This is a genomic window from Stenotrophomonas sp. YJH_SMC_133 (assembly GCF_059370655.1).
The window spans coordinates 172,211-196,348 of sequence record NZ_JCAFTW010000010.1 but is presented as its reverse complement, the minus strand read 5'-3'; the positions used below and the strand labels follow the sequence as shown (position 1 = coordinate 196,348).

At 64.3% G+C, this 24,138-nt stretch carries 18 protein-coding genes and 1 tRNA gene; 13 read left to right on the top strand and 6 right to left on the bottom strand.

Annotated features, from left to right (window positions below; all coding sequences use genetic code 11):
* The first annotated feature begins 73 nt into the window (after positions 1 to 73).
* From AC5P78_RS15870 to AC5P78_RS15845, 6 genes are all read left to right on the top strand, one after another.
* Positions 74 to 1,021 (top strand): bifunctional riboflavin kinase/FAD synthetase, encoded by a 948-nt coding sequence (locus AC5P78_RS15870; protein ID WP_012479506.1) that lies wholly within the window; start codon positions 74 to 76, stop codon positions 1,019 to 1,021.
* Complete coding sequence (gene ileS / locus AC5P78_RS15865) at positions 1,018 to 3,849, top strand: isoleucine--tRNA ligase (protein WP_111196862.1); 2,832 nt, start codon at positions 1,018 to 1,020, stop codon at positions 3,847 to 3,849. Before AC5P78_RS15870 ends, ileS begins: the two co-directional genes overlap by 4 nt.
* Positions 3,849 to 4,373 carry a signal peptidase II gene (gene lspA / locus AC5P78_RS15860; protein ID WP_111196860.1) on the top strand — a complete coding sequence of 175 codons (525 nt, stop codon included), beginning with the start codon at positions 3,849 to 3,851 and terminating at the stop codon, positions 4,371 to 4,373. The genes ileS and lspA overlap by 1 nt, the downstream gene beginning before the upstream one ends.
* A gap of 27 nt (positions 4,374 to 4,400) precedes the next feature.
* Positions 4,401 to 5,351, top strand: a complete 951-nt coding sequence (ispH, locus tag AC5P78_RS15855; protein ID WP_111196858.1) for a 4-hydroxy-3-methylbut-2-enyl diphosphate reductase — start codon at positions 4,401 to 4,403, stop codon at positions 5,349 to 5,351.
* A 223-nt stretch (positions 5,352 to 5,574) separates the two neighbouring features.
* Positions 5,575 to 7,458, top strand: coding sequence for a M61 family metallopeptidase (locus tag AC5P78_RS15850; protein WP_111196856.1), 1,884 nt, complete (start codon positions 5,575 to 5,577; stop codon positions 7,456 to 7,458).
* The gene (locus tag AC5P78_RS15845) at positions 7,455 to 8,120 is read left to right on the top strand and encodes a lysoplasmalogenase (protein WP_099530003.1); all 666 of its coding nucleotides are present in this window, start codon (positions 7,455 to 7,457) and stop codon (positions 8,118 to 8,120) included. Before AC5P78_RS15850 ends, AC5P78_RS15845 begins: the two co-directional genes overlap by 4 nt.
* An 82-nt stretch (positions 8,121 to 8,202) precedes the next feature.
* Here AC5P78_RS15845 and AC5P78_RS15840 read toward each other — a convergent pair whose 3' ends face one another.
* Genes AC5P78_RS15840 through AC5P78_RS15820 form a run of 5 tightly spaced genes read right to left on the bottom strand, consistent with a single transcriptional unit; the run spans position 8,203 to position 14,197 of the window.
* A complete protein-coding gene (locus AC5P78_RS15840; protein WP_005412635.1) occupies positions 8,203 to 8,922 on the bottom strand; it encodes a hypothetical protein in 720 nt (239 codons plus the stop codon).
* Complete coding sequence (locus tag AC5P78_RS15835) at positions 8,919 to 9,875, bottom strand: hypothetical protein (protein WP_495217294.1); 957 nt, start codon at positions 9,873 to 9,875, stop codon at positions 8,919 to 8,921. The genes AC5P78_RS15840 and AC5P78_RS15835 overlap by 4 nt, the downstream gene beginning before the upstream one ends.
* A 46-nt stretch (positions 9,876 to 9,921) precedes the next feature.
* Positions 9,922 to 12,708, bottom strand: coding sequence for a TonB-dependent receptor (locus AC5P78_RS15830; RefSeq protein WP_049395515.1), 2,787 nt, complete (start codon positions 12,706 to 12,708; stop codon positions 9,922 to 9,924).
* Positions 12,709 to 12,722: 14 nt separating this feature from the next.
* Entirely contained in the window at positions 12,723 to 13,691 is a 969-nt protein-coding gene (locus tag AC5P78_RS15825; protein WP_005408571.1) for a FecR family protein, read from the bottom strand.
* Complete coding sequence (locus AC5P78_RS15820) at positions 13,688 to 14,197, bottom strand: RNA polymerase sigma factor (protein WP_080052359.1); 510 nt, start codon at positions 14,195 to 14,197, stop codon at positions 13,688 to 13,690. The genes AC5P78_RS15825 and AC5P78_RS15820 overlap by 4 nt, the downstream gene beginning before the upstream one ends.
* A 255-nt stretch (positions 14,198 to 14,452) precedes the next feature.
* Here AC5P78_RS15820 and AC5P78_RS15815 point away from each other — a divergent pair, with 255 nt between their 5' ends.
* From AC5P78_RS15815 to AC5P78_RS15790, 6 genes are all read left to right on the top strand, one after another.
* Positions 14,453 to 17,323 carry an autotransporter domain-containing protein gene (locus AC5P78_RS15815; RefSeq protein ID WP_414498542.1) on the top strand — a complete coding sequence of 957 codons (2,871 nt, stop codon included), beginning with the start codon at positions 14,453 to 14,455 and terminating at the stop codon, positions 17,321 to 17,323.
* Positions 17,324 to 17,420: 97 nt separating this feature from the next.
* Positions 17,421 to 18,425 (top strand): 2-hydroxyacid dehydrogenase, encoded by a 1,005-nt coding sequence (locus AC5P78_RS15810; protein ID WP_012479515.1) that lies wholly within the window; start codon positions 17,421 to 17,423, stop codon positions 18,423 to 18,425.
* 50 nt (positions 18,426 to 18,475) lie between these two features.
* Positions 18,476 to 18,551, top strand: a tRNA-Thr gene (locus AC5P78_RS15805).
* 200 nt (positions 18,552 to 18,751) lie between these two features.
* Positions 18,752 to 19,624: a hypothetical protein gene (locus AC5P78_RS15800; RefSeq protein ID WP_414498543.1), complete on the top strand. Its 873-nt coding sequence runs from the start codon at positions 18,752 to 18,754 to the stop codon at positions 19,622 to 19,624.
* A gap of 579 nt (positions 19,625 to 20,203) precedes the next feature.
* Positions 20,204 to 20,557, top strand: coding sequence for a hypothetical protein (locus AC5P78_RS15795; RefSeq protein ID WP_414498544.1), 354 nt, complete (start codon positions 20,204 to 20,206; stop codon positions 20,555 to 20,557).
* A 123-nt stretch (positions 20,558 to 20,680) separates the two neighbouring features.
* Positions 20,681 to 21,685 (top strand): DUF4238 domain-containing protein, encoded by a 1,005-nt coding sequence (locus AC5P78_RS15790; protein ID WP_414498545.1) that lies wholly within the window; start codon positions 20,681 to 20,683, stop codon positions 21,683 to 21,685.
* A 104-nt stretch (positions 21,686 to 21,789) separates the two neighbouring features.
* Here AC5P78_RS15790 and AC5P78_RS15785 read toward each other — a convergent pair whose 3' ends face one another.
* Positions 21,790 to 22,635: a DUF4238 domain-containing protein gene (locus AC5P78_RS15785; protein ID WP_414498546.1), complete on the bottom strand. Its 846-nt coding sequence runs from the start codon at positions 22,633 to 22,635 to the stop codon at positions 21,790 to 21,792.
* A 297-nt stretch (positions 22,636 to 22,932) separates the two neighbouring features.
* Here AC5P78_RS15785 and AC5P78_RS15780 point away from each other — a divergent pair, with 297 nt between their 5' ends.
* Complete coding sequence (locus AC5P78_RS15780) at positions 22,933 to 24,135, top strand: site-specific integrase (RefSeq protein WP_414498547.1); 1,203 nt, start codon at positions 22,933 to 22,935, stop codon at positions 24,133 to 24,135.
* Positions 24,136 to 24,138 lie beyond the last annotated feature (3 nt).

Below are 24,138 nucleotides of genomic sequence, written 5' to 3'. Positions count from 1 at the left end.
GCGGCTTGTGGCGGCTATACTTCAGGGTTACACCATTGAAGCGGCGGCCCCGGTCGGGCCGGAACGAGAGTTGATGAGCAGGCTGTTCAGAAGCGTCGAGGGCGGGGAGCTGTTCCCCAACGGAAGCGTGGTCTGTATCGGTGCATTCGACGGCCTCCACCTGGGCCATCGTGCGCTGGTCCGCCACGCGGTTGCCCGCGCGCGCGCCTTGGGCGTGGCCGCCGTGGCCGTGGCGTTCGAGCCGCTGCCGCGTGAGTTCTTCGCCCAGGGCACACCGCCGCCGCGGCTGACCCTGGCGCGCAGCAAGGTCGAGATCCTGCGCGAGCTCGGTGTCGATGCGGTCGGCCTGCTGCGATTCGACGCGGCGATGGCCGCGATGCCGGCCGAGACCTTCGTGCGCCAGTTGCTGGTCAAGCGCCTGAGTGCGCGTGAGGTCTGGATCGGCCCGGAGTTCTGCTTCGGCAACCGCCGCCGTGGCGACCTGGCTCTGCTGCAGAAAATGGGTGCCGAACTGGGTTTCACTGCGGGCGAAATTGAAGCGGTTGACCTGCATGGCGAACGCATTTCCAGCACCCGCATCCGCCAGCTGCTGCAGCAGGGCGACTTCGCCCGTGCCAACGACCTGCTGGGCCGTCCGTACGCGATCAGCGGCCGGGTGGTGCGCGGGCGCCAGCTCGGCCGTACGCTGGGCTTCCCCACCGCCAACCTGCGGTTCCCGAAGACCCCAGCGCTGTCGGGCATCTACGCGACCTGGGTGCATGGCGTGTTCGACCAACCGTGGCCGTCGGTGTCCAGCTTCGGCACCCGCCCGACGGTGGAGGGCGTGGAGCCGCTGCTGGAAGCCCACCTGTTCGATTTCCAGGGCGACCTGTACGGGCGCCACATCGATGTGGAGTTCGTCGCCAAGCTGCGCGACGAAGAGAAATTCAATGATCTGGCGGCGCTGACCGACCAGATGCACCGCGACGCCGAACAGGCGCGCGCCATCCTTTCCGAACATAGATTGCGAGCCACTGCGTGAGCCAGGACTACAAGACCACCCTGAACCTGCCAGCCACCGAATTCCCGATGCGCGGCGACCTGCCCAAGCGCGAGCCGGGCATTCTGGCGCGGTGGGAAGAGCAGGGGCTCTACCAGCAGCTGCGCGACAACGCCGCCGGCCGCCCGCTGTTCGTGCTGCACGACGGCCCGCCGTACGCCAACGGCCGCATCCATCTGGGCCACGCGGTCAACAAGATCCTGAAGGACATCATCGTCAAGTCGCGCTACCTGGCCGGCTTCGATGCGCCCTACGTGCCGGGCTGGGACTGCCATGGCCTGCCGATCGAGATCGCGGTGGAAAAGAAGTGGGGCAAGGTCGGCACCAAGCTCGACGCCGTTGAATTCCGCCAGAAGTGCCGCGAGTTCGCCGAAGAGCAGATCAACATCCAGCGCGTGGACTTCAAGCGGCTGGGCGTGACCGGTGACTGGGACAACCCGTACAAGACCCTGAGCTTCGACTTCGAAGCCAACGAGATCCGTGCACTGTCCAAGGTCGTGGCCAACGGCCACCTGGTGCGTGGCGCCAAGCCGGTGTACTGGTGCTTCGACTGTGGCTCGGCGCTGGCCGAGGCCGAGATCGAGTACCAGGAAAAGGAATCGCCGGCGATCGACGTGGCCTACGCCGCACGCGATGCGCAGGCCATCGGCCAGGCGTTCGGCGTGAGCGTGCCGGCCGACGTGGAAGTGGCCGTACCGATCTGGACCACCACCCCGTGGACGCTGCCGGCCTCGCTGGCGGTGTCGCTGGGCGCGGAGATCACCTACGTGCTGGCCGAAGGCCCGGCGCACAACGGCAAGCGCCGTTGGCTGGTGCTGGCTGCGGCGCTGGCCGAGCGCGCGCTGCAGCGCTATGGCGTCGAAAACGTGGTGCTGCACGGTGAAACCACCGGTGCGGCGCTGGAGAACCAGCTGCTGGCGCACCCGTTCTACCCGGAGCGCGAGATCCTGGTGCTCAACGGCGACCACGTCTCCGACGAGGACGGTACCGGTGCGGTGCACACCGCCCCCGGCCACGGCCAGGAAGACTTCGTGGTCAGCCAGAAGTACGGCCTGCTGGACAAGTACAACGCCGGCCAGGTGACCCCGATCGACGGCCGTGGCGTGTACCTGGAATCGACCCCGCCGGCCGGTGACGTGGTGCTGGCTGGCCAGCACCTGTGGAAGGCACAGGAAGCCATCGTCGGCGTGCTGCGCGACAACGGTGCGCTGCTGGCGTTCCATCCGATCCGCCACAGCTACCCGCACTGCTGGCGCCACAAGACGCCGGTGGTGTTCCGCGCCACCCCGCAGTGGTTCATTTCGATGGACAAGGCCAACCTGCGCAACGATGCGCTGGCCGCCATCGACACCGTCGGCTGGTTCCCGACCTGGGGCAAGGCGCGCATCCAGAGCATGGTCGACGGTCGCCCGGACTGGACCATCTCGCGCCAGCGCACCTGGGGCGTGCCGATCGCACTGTTCACCCACCGGCAGACCGGCGAGATCCATCCGCGTTCGGTGGAGCTGATGCAGCAGGTCGCCGACCGCGTCGAAGCCGAGGGCATCGACGTGTGGTACTCGCTGGATGCCGCCGAACTGCTGGGCGCTGAAGCCGCCGACTACGAGAAGGTCACCGACATCCTCGACGTCTGGTTCGACTCGGGCGTGACCCATGAAGGCGTGCTTGCCGCGCGAGGCTTCGGCAAGCCGGCCGACCTGTACCTGGAAGGTTCCGACCAGCACCGCGGCTGGTTCCAGTCCTCGCTGCTGACCGGCGTGGCGATCGACAAGCGCGCCCCGTACAAGCAGTGCCTGACCCACGGCTTCACCGTGGACGAGCACGGCCGCAAGATGTCCAAGTCGCTGGGCAACGGCATCGAGCCGCAGGACATCATGAACAAGCTGGGCGCGGACATCCTGCGCCTGTGGATCGCCTCGGCCGACTACAGCAACGAGATGTCGCTGTCGCAGGAGATCCTCAAGCGTAATGCCGATGCCTACCGCCGCCTGCGCAACACCGCACGCTTCCTGCTCGGCAACCTGGACGGTTTCGATCCGGCCCAGCACCTGCGTCCGCTCGAACAGATGGTCGCGCTGGACCGCTGGATCGTGCATCGCGCGTGGGAGCTGCAGGAGAAGATCAAGGCGGCCTACGACGGCTACAACATGGCCGAGATCGTGCAGCTGCTGCTGAACTTCTGCAGCGTGGACCTGGGCTCGCTGTACCTGGACGTGACCAAGGACCGCCTGTACACGATGCCGACCGATTCGCACGGTCGCCGTTCGGCACAGAGCGCGATGTACCACATCGCCGAAGCGTTCACCCGCTGGGTGGCGCCGATCCTGACCTTCACCGCCGACGAGCTGTGGGGCTACCTGCCGGGCGAGCATGCCGGCCATGTGCTGTTCACCACCTGGTACGACGGCCTGGCGCCGCTGCCGGCCGATGCCCAGCTCAACGCCACCGACTTCGACCAGTTGCTGGCTGTGCGCGAGCAGGTGGCCAAGGTGCTCGAGCCGATGCGTGCCAACGGCGCCATCGGTGCCGCGCTGGAAGCGGAAATCACCATCGCCGCCAGCGAAGAGCAGGCCGCGAAGTGGCAGCCGCTGGCCGATGAACTGCGCTTCCTGTTCATCAGTGGCGACGTGCAGGTGCGCCCTGCGACCACCGACGAGGTGTTCGTCAGCGCCCAGCCGACCACCAAGGCCAAGTGCGTGCGCTGCTGGCACCACCGCGCCGACGTCGGCCGCAACGCCGACCATCCGGAACTGTGCGGCCGTTGCGTGAGCAACGTGACCGGCGCCGGCGAAGTGCGGAGCTGGTTCTGATGGCCGCGCCCCGTCCGCATCCGAACGCCCTGGTCTGGCTGCTGCTGTCGGCCGCCATCATCGGCCTGGACCAGTGGTCCAAGGCCTGGGTGCTGTCGAGCCTGCCGGAGTTCCAGCCGGTGGTGGTCATCGACGGCTTCTGGAACTGGTACCGCACCTACAACACCGGCGCGGCATTCAGTTTCCTGAGCGACGCCGGTGGCTGGCAGAAGTACTTCTTCACCGCACTGGCGATCGCCATCAGCGGCCTGATGGCGTGGTGGCTGCGCGGCACCGCGCGCGGCAACTGGAAGGCCGCGGTGCCGTATGCGCTCATCATCGGCGGCGCCATCGGCAACGTGATCGACCGCCAGGTGCACGGCCACGTGGTCGATTTCATCCAGTGGTACGTTGGCAGCTATACCTGGCCGGCGTTCAACATCGCCGACTCGGCCATCGTGGTCGGTGCCATCGGCATCGCCCTGACCGGCCTGTTCGACGGCAGGTCCGCCAAAAAGGCGGATAATGCCACTCCGAAACCGTAAGCCGGCCGCTGCCGGGAGATTGAACTGATGGATGTGCTGCTCGCCAACCCGCGTGGTTTCTGTGCCGGTGTCGATCGTGCGATCGAGATCGTGAAGCGCGCGATCGAAACGCTCGGTGCGCCCATCTACGTGCGTCATGAGGTGGTGCACAACCGCTTCGTGGTCGATGATCTGAAGCAGCGCGGTGCGATCTTCGTCGAGGAACTGGACGAGGTGCCGGACAACAACACGGTCATCTTCAGTGCCCACGGTGTATCGCAGGCAGTGCGCCTGGAAGCGGAGCGTCGTGGCCTGAAGGTATTCGATGCCACCTGTCCGCTGGTCACCAAGGTCCACTTCGAAGTGGCGCGCCATTGCCGTGCGGGCCGCGACGTGGTGCTGATCGGTCACGCCGGCCATCCGGAAGTGGAAGGCACCATGGGGCAGTGGAACCAGGAAGCCGGTACCGGCCAGATCTACCTGGTGGAGGATGTGGAGCAGGTCGCCACGCTGCAGATCAACCAGCCCGAGAACTTCGCCTACACCACCCAGACCACGCTGTCCGTGGACGATACGCGCGGCATCATCGACGCCCTGCGCGAGCGCTTCCCGGCGATGCAGGGCCCGAAGAACGACGACATCTGCTACGCCACGCAGAACCGCCAGGATGCCGTGCGCGATCTGGCCAAGCGCTGCGACCTGGTGCTGGTGGTCGGTTCGCCGAACAGCTCCAACTCCAACCGCTTGAGCGAGCTGGCCCGCCGTGAGGGCGTGGAGTCGTACCTGATCGACGGCGCGCACGAGATCGACCCGGCATGGGTGGCAGGCAAGCAGCACATCGGCGTGACCGCCGGCGCCTCGGCACCGCAGGTGCTGGTCGATGGCGTGCTGGCGCGCCTGGCCGAGCTGGGCGCCACCGGCGTGGGCGAGCTGGACGGCGAACCGGAATCGATGGTGTTCGCGCTGCCGAAGGAACTGCGCCTGCGCCTGGTCGACTGACCGGGAAGCGCCTCATCCACGCATGGCGTGGATCTACTGGAACTGCTCTGGTGGGTGCGAACTGGCACACGGTGGGTGAAAACCAGCACAAGGTGGGTGCGAACCTTGGTTCGCACGCTTTTTTGCATTCAAGGATGGGCGGCCCGCCCATGACCTTTGGCCATGGGGCAGGGCACGTTACAGGCCTAGCATCGGAAGATTCTCCGCTGTTGGAACCTGCCCGATGAAGACCCGAGCCTTGGCGATGTCGTTGCTGTTCGCGCTGGCGGCCACGCCTGCACTGGCGCAGACCTCGCCACCGGCGAACGCTGAGGCCCCCGGCCTGCTGCGCATCGACGTCGACGCGCGCGATCTGGCCCGGCGCATCTTCAAGGTGACCGCTACGGTGCCGGCCAAGCCCGGCCCGATGACCCTGCTGTACCCGCAGTGGATTCCCGGCAACCATTCGCCCACCGGCCCGATCGACAAGTTGGCCGGGCTGCGCGTGACCGCCAACGGCAAGCCGCTGGCCTGGCAGCGTGACCAGTTCAACGTCTATGCGTTCAAGGTGAACGTGCCCGAGGGCGTGAGCGAGATTGTCGCCCACTTCGACTTCCTGTCCTCGCAGGGCGGCAGCCAGGGCCGGGTGGTGATGACCCCGGAAATGCTCAACCTGCAGTGGAACGCCAATTCGCTGTATCCGGCCGGCGTCGATGCGCGCAACCTGCAGGCGCAGGCCAGCGTGACCCTGCCCAAGGGCTGGTCGTTCGCAACCGCGCTGGAAACCGCGCGGCGCGACGGTGACACCGTGGTGTTCAAGCCGATCTCGTATGACCATCTGGTCGATTCGCCCTTGTTCGCCGGCGAGCACTACCAGCGCATCGATCTCGACCCGGGCGCGAAGGTGCCGGTGCACCTCAATGTGTTTGCCGACGACGCCAAGTCGCTGAAGCCGAGCGAGGCACAGATCACCATGCATCGCGCGCTGGTGCAGCAGGCCGACAAGCTTTACGGTGCGCGCCACTACAACCACTATGAGTTCCTGCTGGCATTGACCGACCGCCTCGGTGGCATCGGCCTGGAGCATCACCGTTCCAGCGAGAATAGCGCCGATCCGGGCTACTTCACCGAGTGGGACAGCAACGCGTGGATGCGCGATCTGTTGCCGCACGAGTACACCCATTCCTGGAACGGCAAGTACCGTCGCGGCGCCGACCTGGCCACCACCAACTTCAACGTGCCGATGGGCGACAGCCTGCTGTGGGTGTACGAGGGCCAGACCCAGTTCTGGGGCCAGGTGCTGGCGGCGCGTTCGGGGCTGTGGTCGGCCGCGCAGGCGCGCGACATGCTGGCCAATGTGGCCGCGACCTACGACCGTGGCCGACCGGGCCTGGCCTGGCGGCCGCTGCAGGACACTACCAACGATCCGACCATCGCCCAGCGCCGCACGCTGCCCTACCGCAACTACCAGATGAGCGAGGACTACTACTCCGGCGGCCAGATGCTGTGGCTGGAAGTGGAGGGCAAGCTGCGCGAACTGAGCGGCAACCGCCGCAGCCTGGACGACTTCGCGCGTGCGTTCTTCGGCGTCGGCAATGGCGACTGGGACGTCAACCCGTACACCTTCGATGATGTGGTCGCGACCTTGAACGGCATCGCGCCGTACGACTGGGCGACGTTCCTGCGCGGGCGCCTGGACGGCCACGGTTCGTTGACCGGCGGCCTGGAGCTGGCGGGCTGGAAGCTGGTCTACCGCGATACGCCGAACGACGCCTACAAGGCACAGGAAAAACGCGCCAAGGCGGCATTGCTGGCCTATTCGCTGGGCGCGACCGTACTCGACAGCGGTACGGTCGGCGATGTGATCTGGGACAGCCCGGCGTTCAACGCCGGTCTTGCACCGGGCATGAAGGTGATCGCGGTTGGCGGCCGTGAGTACAGCAGCCAGCGCTTGAAGGACGCGGTGGCTGCGGCAGCGAAGGACAAGGCGCCGATCGTGCTGCTGGTGAAGCAGTTCGACCGCATCGAAACGATGAGCATCGCCTACCACGGTGGCCTGCAGTACCCGGTGCTGGAGCGTATCGCCGGCAAGCCTGACCGCCTCGCAGAATTGTGGAAGGCGCGATGAAGCCACGCGCCCGCGATGGCGTGATCCTGCTGATGGCGATCCTGGCCATCGTCGGCACGTTCCTGCACGGTGACGGGCGCTGGCTGCACTGGCTGGCCAAGCCGACCACCACGCTGCTGATCGCTGCCATCGTCTGGCGCGTGCATGATCCCGCGCAGCCGTTCTATCGACGCGCGGTGCTGGCCGGGATGCTGCTGTCGTGCGTGGGTGACATCGCGTTGATGCTGCCGATGGATGCGTTCGTGCCGGGCCTGGTCGCGTTCCTGCTGGCCCACCTCTGCTACATCGTGGCCTTCCGCGACGGCCTGCGTGCGGGGCGTGGGCTGTTGGCGGCCAGCGTCCTGCTGGCGACGTTTGCCGTGCTCAACGTACTTGGCCTGTGGCCGCACCTGCCCGCACCGATGCGCATTCCGGTGCTGGCGTATGTGGTGGTGCTGGCCTCGATGGCGGTGCTGGCACTGGCACGCCAGTGGCGCCGGCCACAGCCCGCTGCCGTGGAAGCCGGCAGCGCGCGCTGGGCGGCCGCCGGCGCGCTGCTGTTCGTCGCCAGCGATTCACTGCTGGCCTGGGACCGCTTCGCCGGCGGCCTGCCGCTGGCCAGCGTGCTGGTGCTGTCCACGTACTACGGCGCGCAGTACGCAATCGCCCGCTCGGTGAAATAGAAAAAGGGGACGGAGGGGATTAAGTCGCAATCCGCACCAAGGCACATGCGACTTAATCCCCTCCGTCCCCTTTTTGTGTGGCCTATCGGCGGTTCACGCCGCGCAGGGTGCCCTGCGCATCGAACTGCAGGCGCACGGATTCGCGGTCACCGGCGACGTCATCCGGCAGCCACACCAGCTTGCCGCCTTTGCGCACGATCACGTAGACGTGGCCGACTTCGGATGCGGGGTTCTGCAGCGCGTTGCGTTGTTCCTGCAGCGCCTGCGCCACGCGCGGCACGGCCTCGAAATCGATGCTGGCCAGGGGTGTGCTGCTGCGCTGCAGGCTGATGGTCGGCGCGAACTGCTGCGGGTTCACCGGATTGCCCTTGCGCCACTGGCCACGTTCGAAGTGGTAGCTGTCGACGTGGCCCGGCTGTTGCGGGTCAACCAGATCGAGGTTGATGCGGCCATCGTCGTAGAAGTGGATGCTATGGAAGACCGTCAGCCTCTGGCCGGCCAGTGCCGGCAGCTGCTCCAGTGCCTGGCGCGCAGCCTGCAGGTAGTCCGCATCGAACAGGCGATTGTTGCGTTCGGGCGCCGCAGCGGTACTCGCCGCGGGGAAGGCGGCCGGGGACGGCACAAGCGATGCGGGTTGCTCGCGCGGCGACTGAGACGAGACGGAGGGTGGCAACCGGTCCGGCTGTACCGAATGCCCCAGCGTTTCGCTGATGGTCTGCACCGCGCCGCCGGCAACGGCCACGCCCGCCAGAACCAGCAGCAATACCAGGAACACGGCGCGGGTGGAGGGCGGCTGTTTCATACGCCCTCCAGGCGCACGTTGCCACGGTCATCGGGGTCGTACAGCAGGGTCACGGTTTCGCGCGGGATGTTGGCTAGATCGATCAGCGGGATGAAGCGGCGCACGCTCACCTGCTGTACGCGGCCGTCACGATCGGTGTACTCCAGCTGGAACTCCACCTGCGGCTGTTCGTTGAGGTAGGTGCCGGTCTGACGCACCTTCAGCACCCTGGCCTCAACGCCGATGCCGCGGTACTTCAACGCGTCGCCGCGCGCATCAGCCTGCAGCAGGCGGCCAAGCAGGCGCAGCCCCAACATGTACCCACACAGCACCAGCGGGCACACCAGCAGCGGGTGGCCGAAGGACAGGAAGGTCCAGCCAAGGCCCTCGCTCTGCAGCCGGTAGGCCGCCACATAGGCAGCGGCTACCAGGACGATGCAGAGCGCTGCGCCGATGCTTCGCCGCCACAGGCTGGCGACATCCAGTTCGGGCTGGGCACCGTCCAGTACCACGTTCGGGAACGCGCCCGGCACCCGGCTCAGGCGTGCATCGACGTGCCTGCCGACGCCGAAGCGCTGCAGTTGCGGCTTGCTGTCGACCACCAGCAGCTGTTCGCGGATCGGCGTGCCGGACAGGTTCTTGAAGGACAGCTGCAGTTTCCATTGCGCGAAGCCACGCACCTGTACGCCGGTCTGTTCAGCGTGTTCGATCAGCGCACCGCGCGGTTCGCCATCGGCGAGGATCGAGCGGACGCGATGCAGGGCGCGCGGTGGGCCGAGCAGCAGGAAATGCAGGAACGCGAACAGCAGAGAGAGCCATGCAGCCAGCGACAGCACAAGCAGCAGCAGGGACAGCCATGGCGCGCTGCGATCAGCCAGCGCCACCGGCCAGGAGGTTCCGAAATAGAGGATGCAGGGGAAGGGCAACGCGAAGAACAGCAGGAACGCGCCCCAGAACCAGAGATAGGCTTTCATGGGGAAGGTGGCAGACCGGTGGAACAGGCCGCGTAGCGTACTACGCTCAGCGGAACTGCAGGGTAAGCAGGTAGTAGCGACCCAGTGGATCGTCCAGCCCCGGCAACTGCCCACCATTGCCGACCAGGTAGTTCACCGGTTGCGCATCAAGCACGTTGTGCACGTCCAGCGCCGCGATGACGCGTGTGCCCAGGCGGCGCGCCAGGTGCAGGTTCCAGCGCAGCTGGCGCGGATTCATGCAGTGGTTCTGTTCGATCTGCCGCTGCGGGCACTCGGCGCCGGGCAGCCATGCGCGGGTGCGGCCCACCTGGTTGCCGCGCAGGGCGATGTCCCAGTTGCTGTTCTGCCATTGCACGTTGAGGACCGCGGCCATCTCGGGCGTGACATGCCCGCGCAGGTCGATCGCCGGCTCGTGGTCCCGACGGCGGCGCAGCTCCTGCTGCTTCAGCGCGTCCAGCGAGAACAACCACTGGCCGGTGCTGCCGGTGTCGACCCGGTATTCGCCACGCAGCACCCAGTTGCGGGAAGTGGTGCGGCCGATATTGTCGAACGACAGGCGGAGGCTGCTCAGGTTGCCATCCTCATCCAACTGCCAGGTGTCACGGTTCCACACGGCATCGGCCGGTTGCAGCGCGAGGATCTCGTTACGCAGCTCGACGATGTTGTGGGTCAGCGAAAGCGAGAACGCATCGCTGGGTGACCAGGTCGCCGCCAGCGAATGGCTGCGTGAGCTCTCGGCCTTGAGCGCGTTGTTCTCCTCCACATCCGCAGTGACCACGCAGCGGCCGTCCGGCCCGCTCTGTGCACAAGGTGGCAGTGCGCTTGAGACGGGCAGGGTAAGGGTGCCGAACTGTCCTGGCGGGCGGCGCTGTTCGAACAGGCTGGGCGCGCGATAGCCGCGGCCGCTGGCCAGCAGGAACGACCAGTGCGGTGTTGGCGTCCAGCGCAGGCCGGCACGGGGCGAGAATGCCGTGTAGTCGCCGTCGTAGTCCCAGCGCGCGGCCAGGTCCATGCGCAGTTCCGACGTGAGTGGCAGGCCCAGTTCCGCATACGCGCCGCCACTCTGCTGCGACAGGCGCCGCTGCTGCTGCGGCAGCCCCAGTGCCAGATCGCCCTGGCTCAGCAGGGTGTCCGGGTGCGACGTCCAGCGTTCATGGCGCAGATCGATGCCGGTAGCCAGCTGCGCATTGCCGCCCCGCATCGGCATCAATGCGCGCTGTATGCCCCACCAGCCCTGCCACTGCTCGGTAAGTCCACGGTTGCGGATCGATGGGAAGAGCGAAGTGGCTTCATCGGCGGGCAATGCATCGAAGCCTGGCAGGAACCTGAGCGACTGCGCCGCCTCGATGAACGGTTCGGCGCGCACGGTGCCCGGCGTGGCCAGGGTGACGTCGCTGCGCTGCGCGCTGATGCCGGCGTCCCAGCTGTGGCTGCCCTGGTCCCGGCCGATGCCCAGGGTGAGATCGGCGTCGGTGGCACGTACCTGGGGACGCACATTGCCGGCTTCGCGCAGGACGCTGTTGAAGGTGTAGCCGTACAGGCCGAGGGCGACGGCGGTCGGGCCCAGATCGAAACGCTGCCGGTTGTGGCTGGCGCGGGCTTCGGCATAGACGTAGCGTCCCTGGCCACGCTCATGCCGGTAGCGCAGATAGGCCGAGGCGGTATCGGAGGCCGGTTGAAGCGAACGAGGGCGCGAACTGTCGAACCAGCAGGCGCCATTGCGTCGTTTCAATGGTCCGTCGCAGCGCGTAGCGGGCCAGTAGTCGCCATCGCGGAAGGCGCCGATCAGGTACTGCGACGTCTCGGCGTGCCAGTCACGCTGGTCCCCCGCCAGGTGATCGACGCGATGCAGGTCGATGCCTGCGAACCAGCGGTCGCCGCTCCCGCGCAGGCCTCCGGTGGCGGCCTGCACGCGGTACTGGCCGGCGTCGCCACGACTGCTCAGACCGGTCTGCAGCGTTGCCTCCGGGCCGTCGGCCTGGTCGCGGAGGATGATGTTGACCACGCCGGACATGGCATCGGCACCGTAGATGGCCGAAGCACCGCCGCGCACCAGTTCGATGCGTTCGACAAAGCTGAGTGGAATGCCGCCCAGGTCGGTGAGCCCGCCCTGTTCCAGGGACACCATCGGATAACGGGGCAGGCGCCGGCCATTGACCAGGAACAGGGTGGCGCGCGGTCCCATGCCATCCAGGCTGGTGGTGGCGGCCGCACCGACAGGCAGGTACTGCGAATCGCCACTGCGTGCGCTGCTCATCGCTGGCAGCCCGTTCATGCCGGGCAGGTGTCGCAGCAGGTCGAACAGGCTGCCGTAGCCACTGCGCAGGATATCTGAGCGATCGATCGTGGTCACCGGCAGGGTGGTCTGCACGGAGGTGCGCGGCAACCGGCTGCCGGTGACATGGATCGGCGCCAGGTCCACCTGGGGGGGCGACTGCGGGGGCATCCGCGGGCGCGGCGCCACCGTTGCCGGAACCGGCGGCGCGACGGCGGGCGCGACGCGGATGCGGCGGACCACGAAGCCACCGGACGGTGTTCGAAGGATGGTCACCGGCATCCCGGCGACCAGTTGTTTCAGGGCCGATGCTGGATCGGCCTGGCCATGGGTGCCGTTGGCATGGAGCCCCGCCAGTTCCCGGGCATCGAACACCAGAGCGATGCCGCTTTGCCGTGCCCATTGCTGCAATGCCGAGGGCAACGGGCCAGCATTGATGCGGTAGTCGTGGGTGGCAGCCGGATCGCCTGCGAGGGCGGCAGGCGGCGCGGCGACCAGCAGCGCCAGGCACAGCAGGGGGCGGAGCAGCCCCCACTGCAGCGCGCCTGGTCCTGCCATCACCGCAGGCCTCCTCAGTACGTGCGGCGCAGTTCCAGCGCGCCATCCGGGCGCGTCTGGCCAGCAATGGACCAGCCAAGTTCCAGCGCGGACAGCAACTCCTGTGCGTCGCCTGCGCGGAACGTGCCGCTGACTGCCAGATCGGTGATCTCCGGGTCGGCGATCACCAGCGGTGCATGGCCATAGCGGTTCATGCGTTCGACCACGATCGACAGCGGGGTGGCATCGAAGACCAGCTGCCCATGCAGCCAGCCCTCGGCGGCTGCCGTGGAGGACAGCGCTGGACCGGGCTGGATGCGCCCGGAGGGGAGTACCTGCAGTTGCTGGCCAGGGGCCAGGGTGTGCTGGGCGGCGCCGTTGCTGACTTCCACCGCACCCTCCAGCAGCGCGACCTCGACCAGGCCATCGTGCAGGCGCTCGACCTGGAAGGTGGTGCCGATATCGCGGATGGTGCTGGTGCCGGCGCGCAGCTGCAGTGCTTTGTTCGATGGCGCGACCTGCAACTGCAGGCGGCCGCGTTCGAGGTCCAGCTCGCGGTGGCGCCAGCCAAAGCGTGCGTGCAGCGTCGTGCCGGCATCGAGCATGGCTACGCTGCCATCGGGGAGGGTCAGCCGCTGCGCCTGATGCGTGTCATTGGCAAAGCGCTGCGGGGCTGGGTTGCCATCCACCGCTACCATCCAGCCCACGCCGATGGCCAGGCAGATACCAGCGGCCGCGGCCGCAGCAGGCAGCCAGCGGCGTCGGGCAGGCCGTGCCGCACGCGCCGCAGCCGTCCGCAGCCATGGGTCCGCAGCCAGGCCCTGGCCTTGCTGGAAAAGATCTTCGGCCTGCGCCCAGGCTTTGACATGGGCAGGGTCTTCAGCCAGCCAGTCTTCGAACGACTCGCGTTCGGCAGGGGTGCAGTCCGGGGCCTCCAACCGCGCTACCCAGGCGCTGGCGCGTGCGAACAGCGAGGCGTCTTCCGTGTGCCGGTGGCTGCTCATTCGGTATCCCCGTCGTTGTGCAGCGGATCCGGTCCCAACTCCTGGCGCAGGCCCTGCAGGGCGCGGGCGATGTGTTTTTCCACGGTCTTGGCTGTAATTCCACAGTGCCGCGCGATCTGCGTATAGCTCATGCCGGTGATCCGGTTGAGCAGGTACACCTCGCGCGCACGCTCGGGCAATTTGAAAAGGGCCTGCCGCAGCAGGGACAACATCTGCCCGGACTCTGCCTGGCGCAAGGGGTCCGGCGACGGGCTGGTGGGCTCGTCGTGACCATCATGCTCGGCCAGTGACAGGTGCGGTCGCGACTGCGGCGATCGGCCGCGATCGGCCAGGCGATTGCGCGCGATACGATACAGCAGCAGGCGCAGTTCGTCGGTGCCGTGCGCGCGATAGCGGATCAGCCGCTCCATGCAGTCCTGCGCGATGTCCTCTGCATCCTCCGGCCCGACGCCCCGTGTGCGCAGGAACGCGCACAGTGGCGCGCGTTCCTCGCGTACGAACGCGATGAAGGCGTCCGCAGGCGCGGGTGGCTCCGGCGCGTGGTGGATCAGGGGGGACGGAACGGACAGGGCTGGCCTCGGCTGACGTTGGCGGGTGCGCCTTCGAGTTTTACGCGACGATGACCGGATGGGGAAGAGTGTGTGGTGCCCCTCTCTCATTGTGAATGCATTCATTTTTTCCGGCCGACCGGGCTGGGGGAGATTCCGGCGCTTTGCCGTTTGACTCCTTACCCGCGTGTTGCGGGTGGAGAGAGAGAACGTATGAAGCATTCGAAGTTGAGCCTGGCCCTGGCCGGGCTGATCGCCGTTGGCGCCATCGCGGCGGCTGATGACGTCATGGCAATGAGTTATCACGTGCAGGGGGATCGCATCTTCCTGAGCGGCGGGGTGACCTACGCCGATGTGGTGTCGTTGCCCGCGTTGCTGGCCAAGGCACAGGCCGAGGGGCGGCCGATCCGCGAAGTGGTGCTGCGCACCTCCAATGGTGGCGCGCTGATCGCCGGCGAGTGGCTGCAGGGCGTGATCCGCACGTCCGGCCTGAACACCATCGTGTCCGGCCACTGCATTTCGTCCTGCTCGATCATGCAGTCCGGTGGCGTCGAACGCTATCTGGCCGGTGATCTGCCGATCGTCGATTCGGTACAGATCCACGCGGCCAGCAACAGCGGCAAAGTGATCTACACGCCGTCGCCGCGGATGACCCAGATCTATACCGGCAACTACGGCGGTGGCATCGATGCCGGGCTGCTGCACAAGGCCATGTATGAAGTCGTGCAGCCCAACGGCCTGCTGGTGTTCCGCGATCCGGCGCGCACCACGGGTGCCTCGGTCACTTTCGATCCTGATGGCAGCGGCAGCAAGCTGGAGTCGTTCCCGGGGCAGGACATCTACAGCAACAGGGTCATCACCGCCAAGGGCTACCGCGATCCGGGCGATACGTTGAATGTCACCGCCAACGTGAGCGGCGACATCAACCCGGGCTACCTGCGCACCGGTCGCCAGCTGCAGACCTTCGTCGATGATGACTTCGCGCGCTGGAACACCAACTGGCAGTCCAGCTACATCAACCTGGCGCAGAGCATCTACAACGCGTCCAGCAATGGTCCGCAGGGCATCGGCGCGAACTCGGTACAGGACTACCAGAACGATCCCACATACAAGGCCCTGCTGCTGTCCAAGCTGCGCCTGGGCGACCTGGATGCGTCCACGCTGGACAACTCCATGGGCGTGATCCGCGTGACCAGCGGCGCGACATGGCGGACCTCCGCGACCACCGGTGCCGACTTCATGCTGGTCGACAACGGCACCATCGCACTGGAAGGCGGCGCCCTGCGCGCTTCGGAGGTGCGGGTAATGGGCGCAGGCATGCTGGTCGGCAATGGTGACGTGGCCGGCACCGCTATGGATCTCAGTGCGCTGGCCAGCGGTACCCGCCCGTCCTGGCGCGAGGACGGCTTCAACCGCCTGCGCGTGTACGGGACCCTGATGCCGCGCGGCGGCGATCTGGTCACCCACGGCTACGTCAACATCATGCCGGGCGGGAAGGTGCTGTTCGATGTGACCGAGAACGGCGGGGCGGGCAGTGGCCGCCTGCGTGTAGGCAGTTTCTTCGACAGCAAGCAGACCGACGGCGCGCTGGTGATCTCCAAAGGGGCCTTCCTCGAACTGAACGTGGCGCAGGGTTACTACGGCCAGGACTTCCGCCGTGACCTGGTGCAGGGCCCGATCTACCAGGGCGGCTTCGAAGAGGTCGTGCGCCTGGGGGACACCGGCTACAGCGCCAGCATCACCGGCGGCGAGGTGTTCCGCCCACGCCACAACTCGCTGCTGAGCTTCAACGTGAAACAGACCGCGGATGGCCTGTGGTTGACCGCCAACCCGGGCTTCGACCAGCTGGGGCTGTTTGCCAATGGTGCTTCGGGCGATGCCCTTGGCCGTGCGCTGGCGACCGCTTCCGATCGCAGGGATGGTGGCCTGAAGTCGCTGCTCGGCGCGCTGCAGTTCGCCGACCGTGATGTGATCGCACAGCAGGCCGGTGCCCTGCGCGGTGACGCGCACGCGAGCCTGCGCCTGGCCGACAACGCATTGGTGGGCAGCATCGGCAACGTGGTGCAGCAGCACCAGGCCGCGATGCGCAGTGGCGGTGATGCCGACGGCCTGGCCTCGCAGGCCGCGCAATCGGTGTCGGCGCAGCCGGGCATGCGCCACGGCAGCCTGTTCAACCAGCTGGCCATGCATCTGGTCGAGCCGGCGGCGGGCGGCGGTGAAGGCAGTGGCCCTGGTCGCAACCATGGCCTGTGGGCGCGCGGTTTCGCCAGCCACGGCCGCATCGATGCCGACGGTGGCGTGGCAGGCTTGAGCCATAACATCGGCGGCATCGTCGTCGGCGCCGATACCCGCGTTGCCGATGACCGCGTCACTCTGGGCGTCAGCGTGGCCGCGGCAGATATGTCGACCAAGGGCCGCGACGGCTCCGACTTCAGCGGTGACGTACGCGCGCTGGACGTGGGCGGCTACCTGGACGCGACCTATTCGCGCGGCTATCTCTCGGCGGCGGTGCGCTACACAGACCTGCGTCACGACACTCGCCGCAGCGTCAGCGGTATCGATGGCCTGCAGCAGCCGCTGCGCGCCAAGTACAGCAACGATGCGATCTCCGCGCGGGTGGAACACGCGTTCTCATTCACCACGGGCAAGGGCCTGGTGATCCAGCCGCTGTTGCCGGTGGTGGACTACGCGCGTACCTCGGCCACGCGCTTCAATGAAGGGCAGGGTGCGGGTGCACTGGTCGGTCGCAGCGGCAGCCTGGAGAGCATCCGCGTGGGCGCCGGCCTGCAGCTGTTCAGGACCTTCGAAGGCAACAACGGCGAGCGCATTACCCCGCGTGCCCGCGTGGTCTGGCAGAAGGAACTGGGCGACTCGCAGGCGCGCTACAGCACCGGCTTCGCCGCAGCACCGGATCTGGTGTTCGGGGCAAGCAGCCAGGCCGTGGGCGAGCAGGTGCTGGCCTGGAACCTGGGCGTGACCAGCCGCGCCAGCGAACGCCTGTCGATCATGGCCGACTACGTGGGCGAGCGTCGTGACGGGCAGATCCAGAACGGCGTGATGCTGGGGCTGGGTTACAAGTTCTGAGTGGCACAGGGCACCGGCGATGTTCGCATCGCCGGTGCCATCCCCACGGACGCGTGGCTGCGGTATGGTCGGCATGGCATTCCATCCAGGTTCTTCCATGCAGATCGCCGTCTTCAGCGCCCGACCCTACGACCGTCGCTTCCTGGACGAAGCCAACCTGCGTGAGGCGGCGGGGCAGGGTTACACGTTCGTCTACTTCGATGCCGCGCTGGATGTGCATACCGCAGCGCTGGCACAGGACTGCGCCGCGGTCTGCGTGTTCGTCAACGATCGGCTGGATGCGCAGGTGCTGCGCGCGCTGCACGCGTTGGGTGTGCGTGCGGTGCTGCTGCGCTGTGCGGGCTTCAACAATGTGGACCTGGCCGCTGCGAAAGCGCTGGACCTGTTCGTCGCACGGGTGCCGGCGTATTCGCCCGAAGCCGTGGCCGAGCATGCATTGGCGCTGGTGATGACCCTCAACCGCCAGACCCATCGTGCCTACAACCGCGTGCGCGAAGGCAACTTCATGCTCGACGGCCTGCTTGGACGGACCCTGCATGGCCGCACGGTCGGTATCGTCGGTACCGGCAAGATCGGCCTGGCCACCGCGCGCATCTTCAAGGGTATGGGCTGCACGGTGCTGGGGCACGACCCGTACCCGTCGCCGGCCTTCGCGGGTATCGGCGAGATGGTGGCGCTGGATGAACTGCTGGCGCGCGCTGACATCGTCTCGCTGCACTGCCCGCTGACGCCCGATACCCAGCACCTGATCAATGACGCCTCGCTGGCGCGGATGAAGCCGGGCGCGATGCTGGTCAACACCTCGCGCGGCGGATTGGTGGATACCCATGCAGTGATCCGCGGGCTGAAGTCGCGGCGGCTCGGCCACCTGGCCATCGACGTCTACGAGCAGGAAAGCGCGCTGTTCTTCCAGGACCTGTCCGGCGAGATCATCGACGACGAGGCCTTCCAGCGCCTGATGACCTTCCCCAACGTGCTGGTGACCGGCCACCAGGGCTTCTTCACCGTGGAGGCGCTGCAGGAGATCTCGGCGATCACGCTGGGGAACCTGCAGGATTTCGCGGCTGGGCGGGTGTGTGCCAACCGGGTAGAGGCGGACTGAGCCGGGTGGATTGACCGCCGGGGCGCCCAGCCCGTAAAATCGCGGGCTCCGCCGGAATAGCTCAGTTGGTAGAGCGGCGCATTCGTAATGCGTAGGTCGCAGGTTCGACTCCTGTTTCCGGCACCAGTTGTAATGAAAAGCCCCGGCCTTGGTCGGGGCTTTTTGTTTGGGCTGTGCTGGCGCGGGTGTTGGAACTCATTGATTGGTGAGGGATTTGTTGCCGGAAAGATTGCTTACTCGGCGTCCCTGCTACTAGTTGCGGATGGTACGCATCCTTGGAGCTCATGCCGGGAACGGTCCCCAATCTGGCTTCCGGTAGCCTTATGATGGAATTCAAGAGCAGCGCTAGTGTTGCTCTGCCATCAGCGGGAGGGGAATGGATGCCTCGTAAAGCCATCTGGCGACCGGCCAAGGCCAAGGAGTACCCTGCTCTTGGAGTATGCGTGTACTGCGGTGCAACGGAAGGGCTTGAGGACGAGCACATTTTGCCGGAGAGCCTGGCCGGGGACGCATTGGTTCTACCGAAATCAAGTTGTCGACCCTGTGCATCGATGACAAGCGCTTTTGAGGCACGCTACACAAAGCAGAGCATCGGTATCTTTCGCGAAGTCATTGGCGCTCCGACAAAGCGGCCACGAAAGCGCAAAGACAATGTAGGGCTTTGGCTCGCCGACAGAGTGGATGGCGAGATTCGTCCGTTAGGGCGAAAGCAAGACTGGGACGTCGACCTTGTGCCAGGATTGTACATAGCGCTCACGATGCCACTTCCGACCATCATCAGTGGTGCAGAGAACACGGAAGCGCTTGATTGCCAGTTGTGGACTTGGGGCAGCTATGACCCAAAGTTCTTCAATGGCTTTCAAGTAGGAGGCAGTGTTCATATCGGCTCGATTCATCCCGAGTCCTTCTTAAGGATGCTCGCGAAGATAGCTCACTGTTATGGAATAGCAGAGCTGGGAATCAACGCGTTCACGCCTCTCTTGCTGGATATCATCAAAGGGGATGAGTCTCTATCTAACCGGCTGATCGGTTGCTGGCACGAGGAAGTGCCGCCTAGCGACGCGCTTCATGAGATTCATGTCGGTTGGGCGGATGGCGAGAGAGGGCGATTACTAGTCTGTTCGCTTAGATTATTCTGCGCGATAGGATCGCCACGCTACCTGATAGTGGTAGGTGCAGATCTGGTCAGACATGATTGATTTCTTTGGGGAGTAACGGGCTTGCTTTACTTTCAGCCGTGGGTGGGGACCCGCTATCAGGCGGGTGGCGATCTGGGGTTCCGCTTGCTTCTTCTTGGCGAGTCTCACTATGGAGTTGTTGATGACTATTCGCCTAATTTCACGATTTCGTGTGTGAACCAGCTAGCCATCGAGCAGGATAGGCATCTATTCTTCAATCGAGTGCAGAGGACGATTCAAGGTGCTAGTTGGCCTATCGGTAAGGATGAAAGATCGGCGTTCTGGCATGGCGTAGCTTTTGCGAATTTCATACAAGAATTTCCTGGTTCAGCCCACAATACTCGGCCAACTACATCTCAATGGAAGGCTGGGCGATCTGCTTTGCCGCAGCTGCTTCGGATTCTCAAGCCTGACTACATGGTCGTGCTGGGTAAGGGTGTTGGTCATTGGCTTCCTGACGTCGATTGCGCTCACATCGTGATTCGCCATCCATCGTCTCGGGGCTTCAGTCCATTGGCGTGGCATCCAGTTGTGCGTGATGGCTTGGGCGCTTACTTGGAAAGCAGATGAGATGTGTAGGATCTTGCTCGGAGGCTGAGAGTGTCTATTGATAACGTGTTGTACGGAAAGCTGGTTGAGCTTGCGAGATCTCGCTCCTTGGCAACCTATGGGGATGTCGCGCCTTTGATTGGTCTGAACATGGACCGAGAAGAGGATCGTGAGGATATCGCTCGGCGACTTGGCGAAATTGTTCTCTTCGAGCATGCGAACGGGCGTCCAATGCTGACTGCCTTGGTGGTTCACAAGGGCGGCGACAACAACCCTGGTGAGGGGTTCTTCTCTGCTGCGGAAGCGATAGGGATATTTAGTGGCTCGAGGAATCAGCTCAGGAGACTCACTTTTTGGGTTAATCAGGTAGGGCTGGTCTACAATCACTGGTCTGAAAGTTCTTAATTGCAATAGACGACCGTCTTGATTGGCCCTGAATTGGCTAAGAACTCCAGGCGGGTCCAAGGCAAGTCGCGCGGTCGGCATGATATTGCCAATCCAGTAAATCTAGGAATTTTCCGGACCGCCATGACAGTCGCCAAGATTCAGCACTATGTTCCGAAGTTCCTCCTGCGAAGCTTCGGAACAGGGAAGAAGGACCAACTCTGGGTCTTCGACAAGGCTTCTGGGCGAACTTTCAGGGCGAATGCCAAGAATGTCGCTAGCGAGGCACGGTTTTATGATTTTGTCGTCAACGGTGAGCATCACTCTCTGGAAGAGGGGCTGTCTAGGATCGAGTCTCAAGCAAAGCCTGTAATGGAGCGAATTCTTCATGATGATTCTGTCCGCACAATTTCTGCCCAAGACCGTGCCATTTTTGCCGCCTTCCTCGCCATTCAGTTCGTGAGGACGCGAGCGTTCCGGATGCAGTGGGACGATATGCACCGGTTGCTGCGTGAGAAGATTGAATCCATGGGGCACCACGTTGCACCCGGTTCCGAGGCTGAAGCGCTCATGCGCCCGCAAACTGAGAACGACATCAAGATCGACACGGCACGCATGATCTTGCAGGCTCCGATGCACTTTGGTCCTCACTTTCTAAACAAGGTCTGGTTCCTTGCGAAGACCACGAAGTCCGACCCCTTCATGATTGGCGACAATCCGCTTGCTCTCCAAAACCATATCGATATGGAGCCCTACGGCAATCTGGGGCTTGCTGTTCGGGGGATCGAGATATACATTCCACTTTCTTCGACACGCGCTCTCGCCATGTGGTGCCCATCGGTGGCTAAACAAGTGGCCGAGGCAGCAAGTGCCCTTCGTTCCTTGCCAGTCCAGCTCACTGCTGCGGTCGTACGCGACCGTGAAGGAATGCTCGCTTTGGACGAGGCCCTTACCCACGGTACAGCGCTGACTTACAAGCCGGAGCATGTGATGAATTTCAATTCACTACAGGTGAGTCGAAGCGAACGCTATGTTTTCTCCTCGATGGGAGACTTCTCGTTGCCCATCAGAATGGTTGCAGATCATCCGCTTCTTAGAGGTGGCCCGCGAATGACCGATATGGCAAGCAGGAGAACTTCGCCCGAGTAGGCGACTCGCGGCTACCATGTCCCGATGGTATTCATGTGCGACGAGCGTATGAGTTGGCAGGAATGATGTCCGTGCACTAGACAGAGCTGTGTCTGGAAATATTATTAGGCGCGGTTTACGACAATTGGGGTCGGGCGAGGCTTGTGAGTTCCAAGCTTCAGCGCCCAAGGTATGTTCTGCTCAGAGAACATGTATCGCTTCGCATTGAAGGCCGTTCGACGATTGAGTTGCGCAACTGTTTTTTGTCGAATGTCCCTAAACTGCGCGCGCATGGGAGCCTGTCGGTGAGCGAGAAGTGTTATGGATGTGGACAGTGGGATGCTTAGCTCGGAATTCTTCCTGCCAACCCCCACCTCAGGGAAGAAGAATAGGGGGTCATCACAGGTGAGGAACGGATCAGAGTTGCTCACCAAGAATGTCCAGTGCATGGTGAGAAGGGCTGAAAACATCCTGGGCGAGGCTCCCTCTCTGATTTGATGGTGCCAGTAGTAGTCAGGCGATCCCTCTGCAATGTTTGTTAGGGTTCTCGAAATCGTCTGCTTGGCAGCGATGGCCTGCTCGGTGGTAATCGATCCATCGCATGCGTATGCATCAACCTGCGCTAAGTACGCCTTTTCGTACTCAATGGCTAACTTTGGTATGTGAGCTGCAGTCCGTCCTTTTGCTGCAGGTACGCGCTTCCACATAGCCAATAGATAGCTGGCTAGGTTCTTCTTTTCCGATTCACCTATTGTCTTCATGCCGCGGATGCGATCGATCGTGTCCTGAGCAGGGGCTTCGATCTTGTTCGCAAGATGGCTCTCCAACTCAGCAGGCCAGAGTCCATTGATGTTGGCCTCTGACTTGGGTTGACCCCGTCGAGTGCGACATTCAATCAAGTCGTGCACCCAGAATCGATCATTTTCAGCGAACGCCTTCAGGTAGTGTTGGGGAAGGTAGTGGTCGCCCATGTTCTAGCGCAGAGCCAAGTTGATTCATCTGCGGCTAGGAAATCATGAACCAACGGTCATTTTCAACTTCCTTCCCGCTGCGCCTTGCATAGCCGTAACCTCCAGGCTGGGTGGAAGTCTTGACCTGGTGCTTTGAGAAGTGAAGTCAGCGACTTGCGGGTGTGGTGCTTGTCGCGTCTGGATGCAATTGCTCACTGAGCTAGACAGGGAAAGATCATCGAGGACAATCCTCATCCAAACAACACCTCGCATCCTGTCCTAAGTTGGCTCTATCGCCACTCACGGACACCCCGCCCGATGTCATCCGCCCTCACCAAACGCATCGTTCTTACAGCAGAACCCCGGGATCGCCCCTATGAGCTCAGGGACGCTCAGGTTCGCGGCCTGATCCTGCGTGTGCAGCCTTCAGGGCATAAGGCTTGGATCGTGACCTGGGCGCACGGTAAACGTCGTACCTTAGGTTCGGTCGAACATCTGTCACTTGATCAGGCCCGGGACCAAGCTCGGCAAGCGGTTGCTGAATACGTTCAGTCCGGATTGCCGGCGCTCGCAAAGTCCAAGCCCACTAGCTGCACGCTCGAAACACTGCTCAACGAGCATTTCGAGCCTTGGGCGATAGCTGAGCTCAAGGGGGGTCGTCAGTACCCGGACCGCATCCGATCGGTGTTCCCGTGGCTGCTGCGTCGTCAGATCATCGAAATTGACGTGCCCACAATGGAGCGCTGGTGGCGCGGGCGTGTCGCTGGCCCCGATGCAGTCACCAAGGCTACCGCAGCGCGCGACTTTGCTTGCCTGCGGTCTGCCTTGTCTCGGGCCGTTGAGTGGAAGCTGATCGAGACTAACCCCCTCATGGGCATGCGTCAGCGATCAGCAGCTAGCCGCAAGGTGGTTCGGTTCCTGTCCCCTGATGAGGAGGCGATGCTCCGGGCCGCGCTGGCAGCGCGCGATCTAGCTGGGGTTGAGGGGAGGGCGAACGCGAATGCGGCCCGACGTAAGTACGGGCAAGCGGCTCTGCCGGACTTGCCGATGGACGGCTTTGTCGATCACCTGACTCCGGTGGTCCTTACAGCCATCAATACCGGCATGCGGCGGGGTGAACTGCTATCGATGACATGGGCGGACATCAACTGGGAAGCCAAGATGCTGACCATTCGAGCCGAGAACGCCAAGTCCGGTAGGCAGCGTCACATCCCGCTAAACGTCGAAGCCATGGAAGTCCTGCAGCGTTGGGCTAGACAAGCGGGCGAGCGCCGTGCGGGGAAGGTCTTCGACGTGACCGACATCAAGAAGGGATGGGGCAAACTCATAGCCGATGCCCGCATCGAAGAGTTCCGGTTCCATGACCTTCGGCATCATTTCGCATCACGCTTGGTGCGGGCAGGCGTGGACCTGAATACCGTGCGGGAGCTTTTGGGACACGCAGACATCACCATGACTCTTCGCTACGCCCACTTGGCCCCGGACACACTGGCGGCGGCTGTCGCCAGGCTGGCGGCGTAAGAG

Coding starts and splice junctions, on each gene's coding strand:
- AC5P78_RS15825 (WP_005408571.1), bottom strand. CDS start 13,691: ATGAGCAGCCACCGGCACACGGAAGACGCCTCGCTGTTCGCACGCGCC.
- AC5P78_RS15830 (WP_049395515.1), bottom strand. CDS start 12,708: ATGGCAGGACCAGGCGCGCTGCAGTGGGGGCTGCTCCGCCCCCTGCTG.
- AC5P78_RS15785 (WP_414498546.1), bottom strand. CDS start 22,635: ATGGGCGACCACTACCTTCCCCAACACTACCTGAAGGCGTTCGCTGAA.
- AC5P78_RS15845 (WP_099530003.1), top strand. CDS start 7,455: ATGAAGCCACGCGCCCGCGATGGCGTGATCCTGCTGATGGCGATCCTG.
- AC5P78_RS15850 (WP_111196856.1), top strand. CDS start 5,575: ATGAAGACCCGAGCCTTGGCGATGTCGTTGCTGTTCGCGCTGGCGGCC.
- AC5P78_RS15800 (WP_414498543.1), top strand. CDS start 18,752: ATGGAATTCAAGAGCAGCGCTAGTGTTGCTCTGCCATCAGCGGGAGGG.
- AC5P78_RS15835 (WP_495217294.1), bottom strand. CDS start 9,875: ATGAAAGCCTATCTCTGGTTCTGGGGCGCGTTCCTGCTGTTCTTCGCG.
- lspA (WP_111196860.1), top strand. CDS start 3,849: ATGGCCGCGCCCCGTCCGCATCCGAACGCCCTGGTCTGGCTGCTGCTG.
- AC5P78_RS15870 (WP_012479506.1), top strand. CDS start 74: ATGAGCAGGCTGTTCAGAAGCGTCGAGGGCGGGGAGCTGTTCCCCAAC.
- AC5P78_RS15840 (WP_005412635.1), bottom strand. CDS start 8,922: ATGAAACAGCCGCCCTCCACCCGCGCCGTGTTCCTGGTATTGCTGCTG.
- AC5P78_RS15815 (WP_414498542.1), top strand. CDS start 14,453: ATGAAGCATTCGAAGTTGAGCCTGGCCCTGGCCGGGCTGATCGCCGTT.
- AC5P78_RS15790 (WP_414498545.1), top strand. CDS start 20,681: ATGACAGTCGCCAAGATTCAGCACTATGTTCCGAAGTTCCTCCTGCGA.
- AC5P78_RS15810 (WP_012479515.1), top strand. CDS start 17,421: ATGCAGATCGCCGTCTTCAGCGCCCGACCCTACGACCGTCGCTTCCTG.
- AC5P78_RS15780 (WP_414498547.1), top strand. CDS start 22,933: ATGTCATCCGCCCTCACCAAACGCATCGTTCTTACAGCAGAACCCCGG.
- ispH (WP_111196858.1), top strand. CDS start 4,401: ATGGATGTGCTGCTCGCCAACCCGCGTGGTTTCTGTGCCGGTGTCGAT.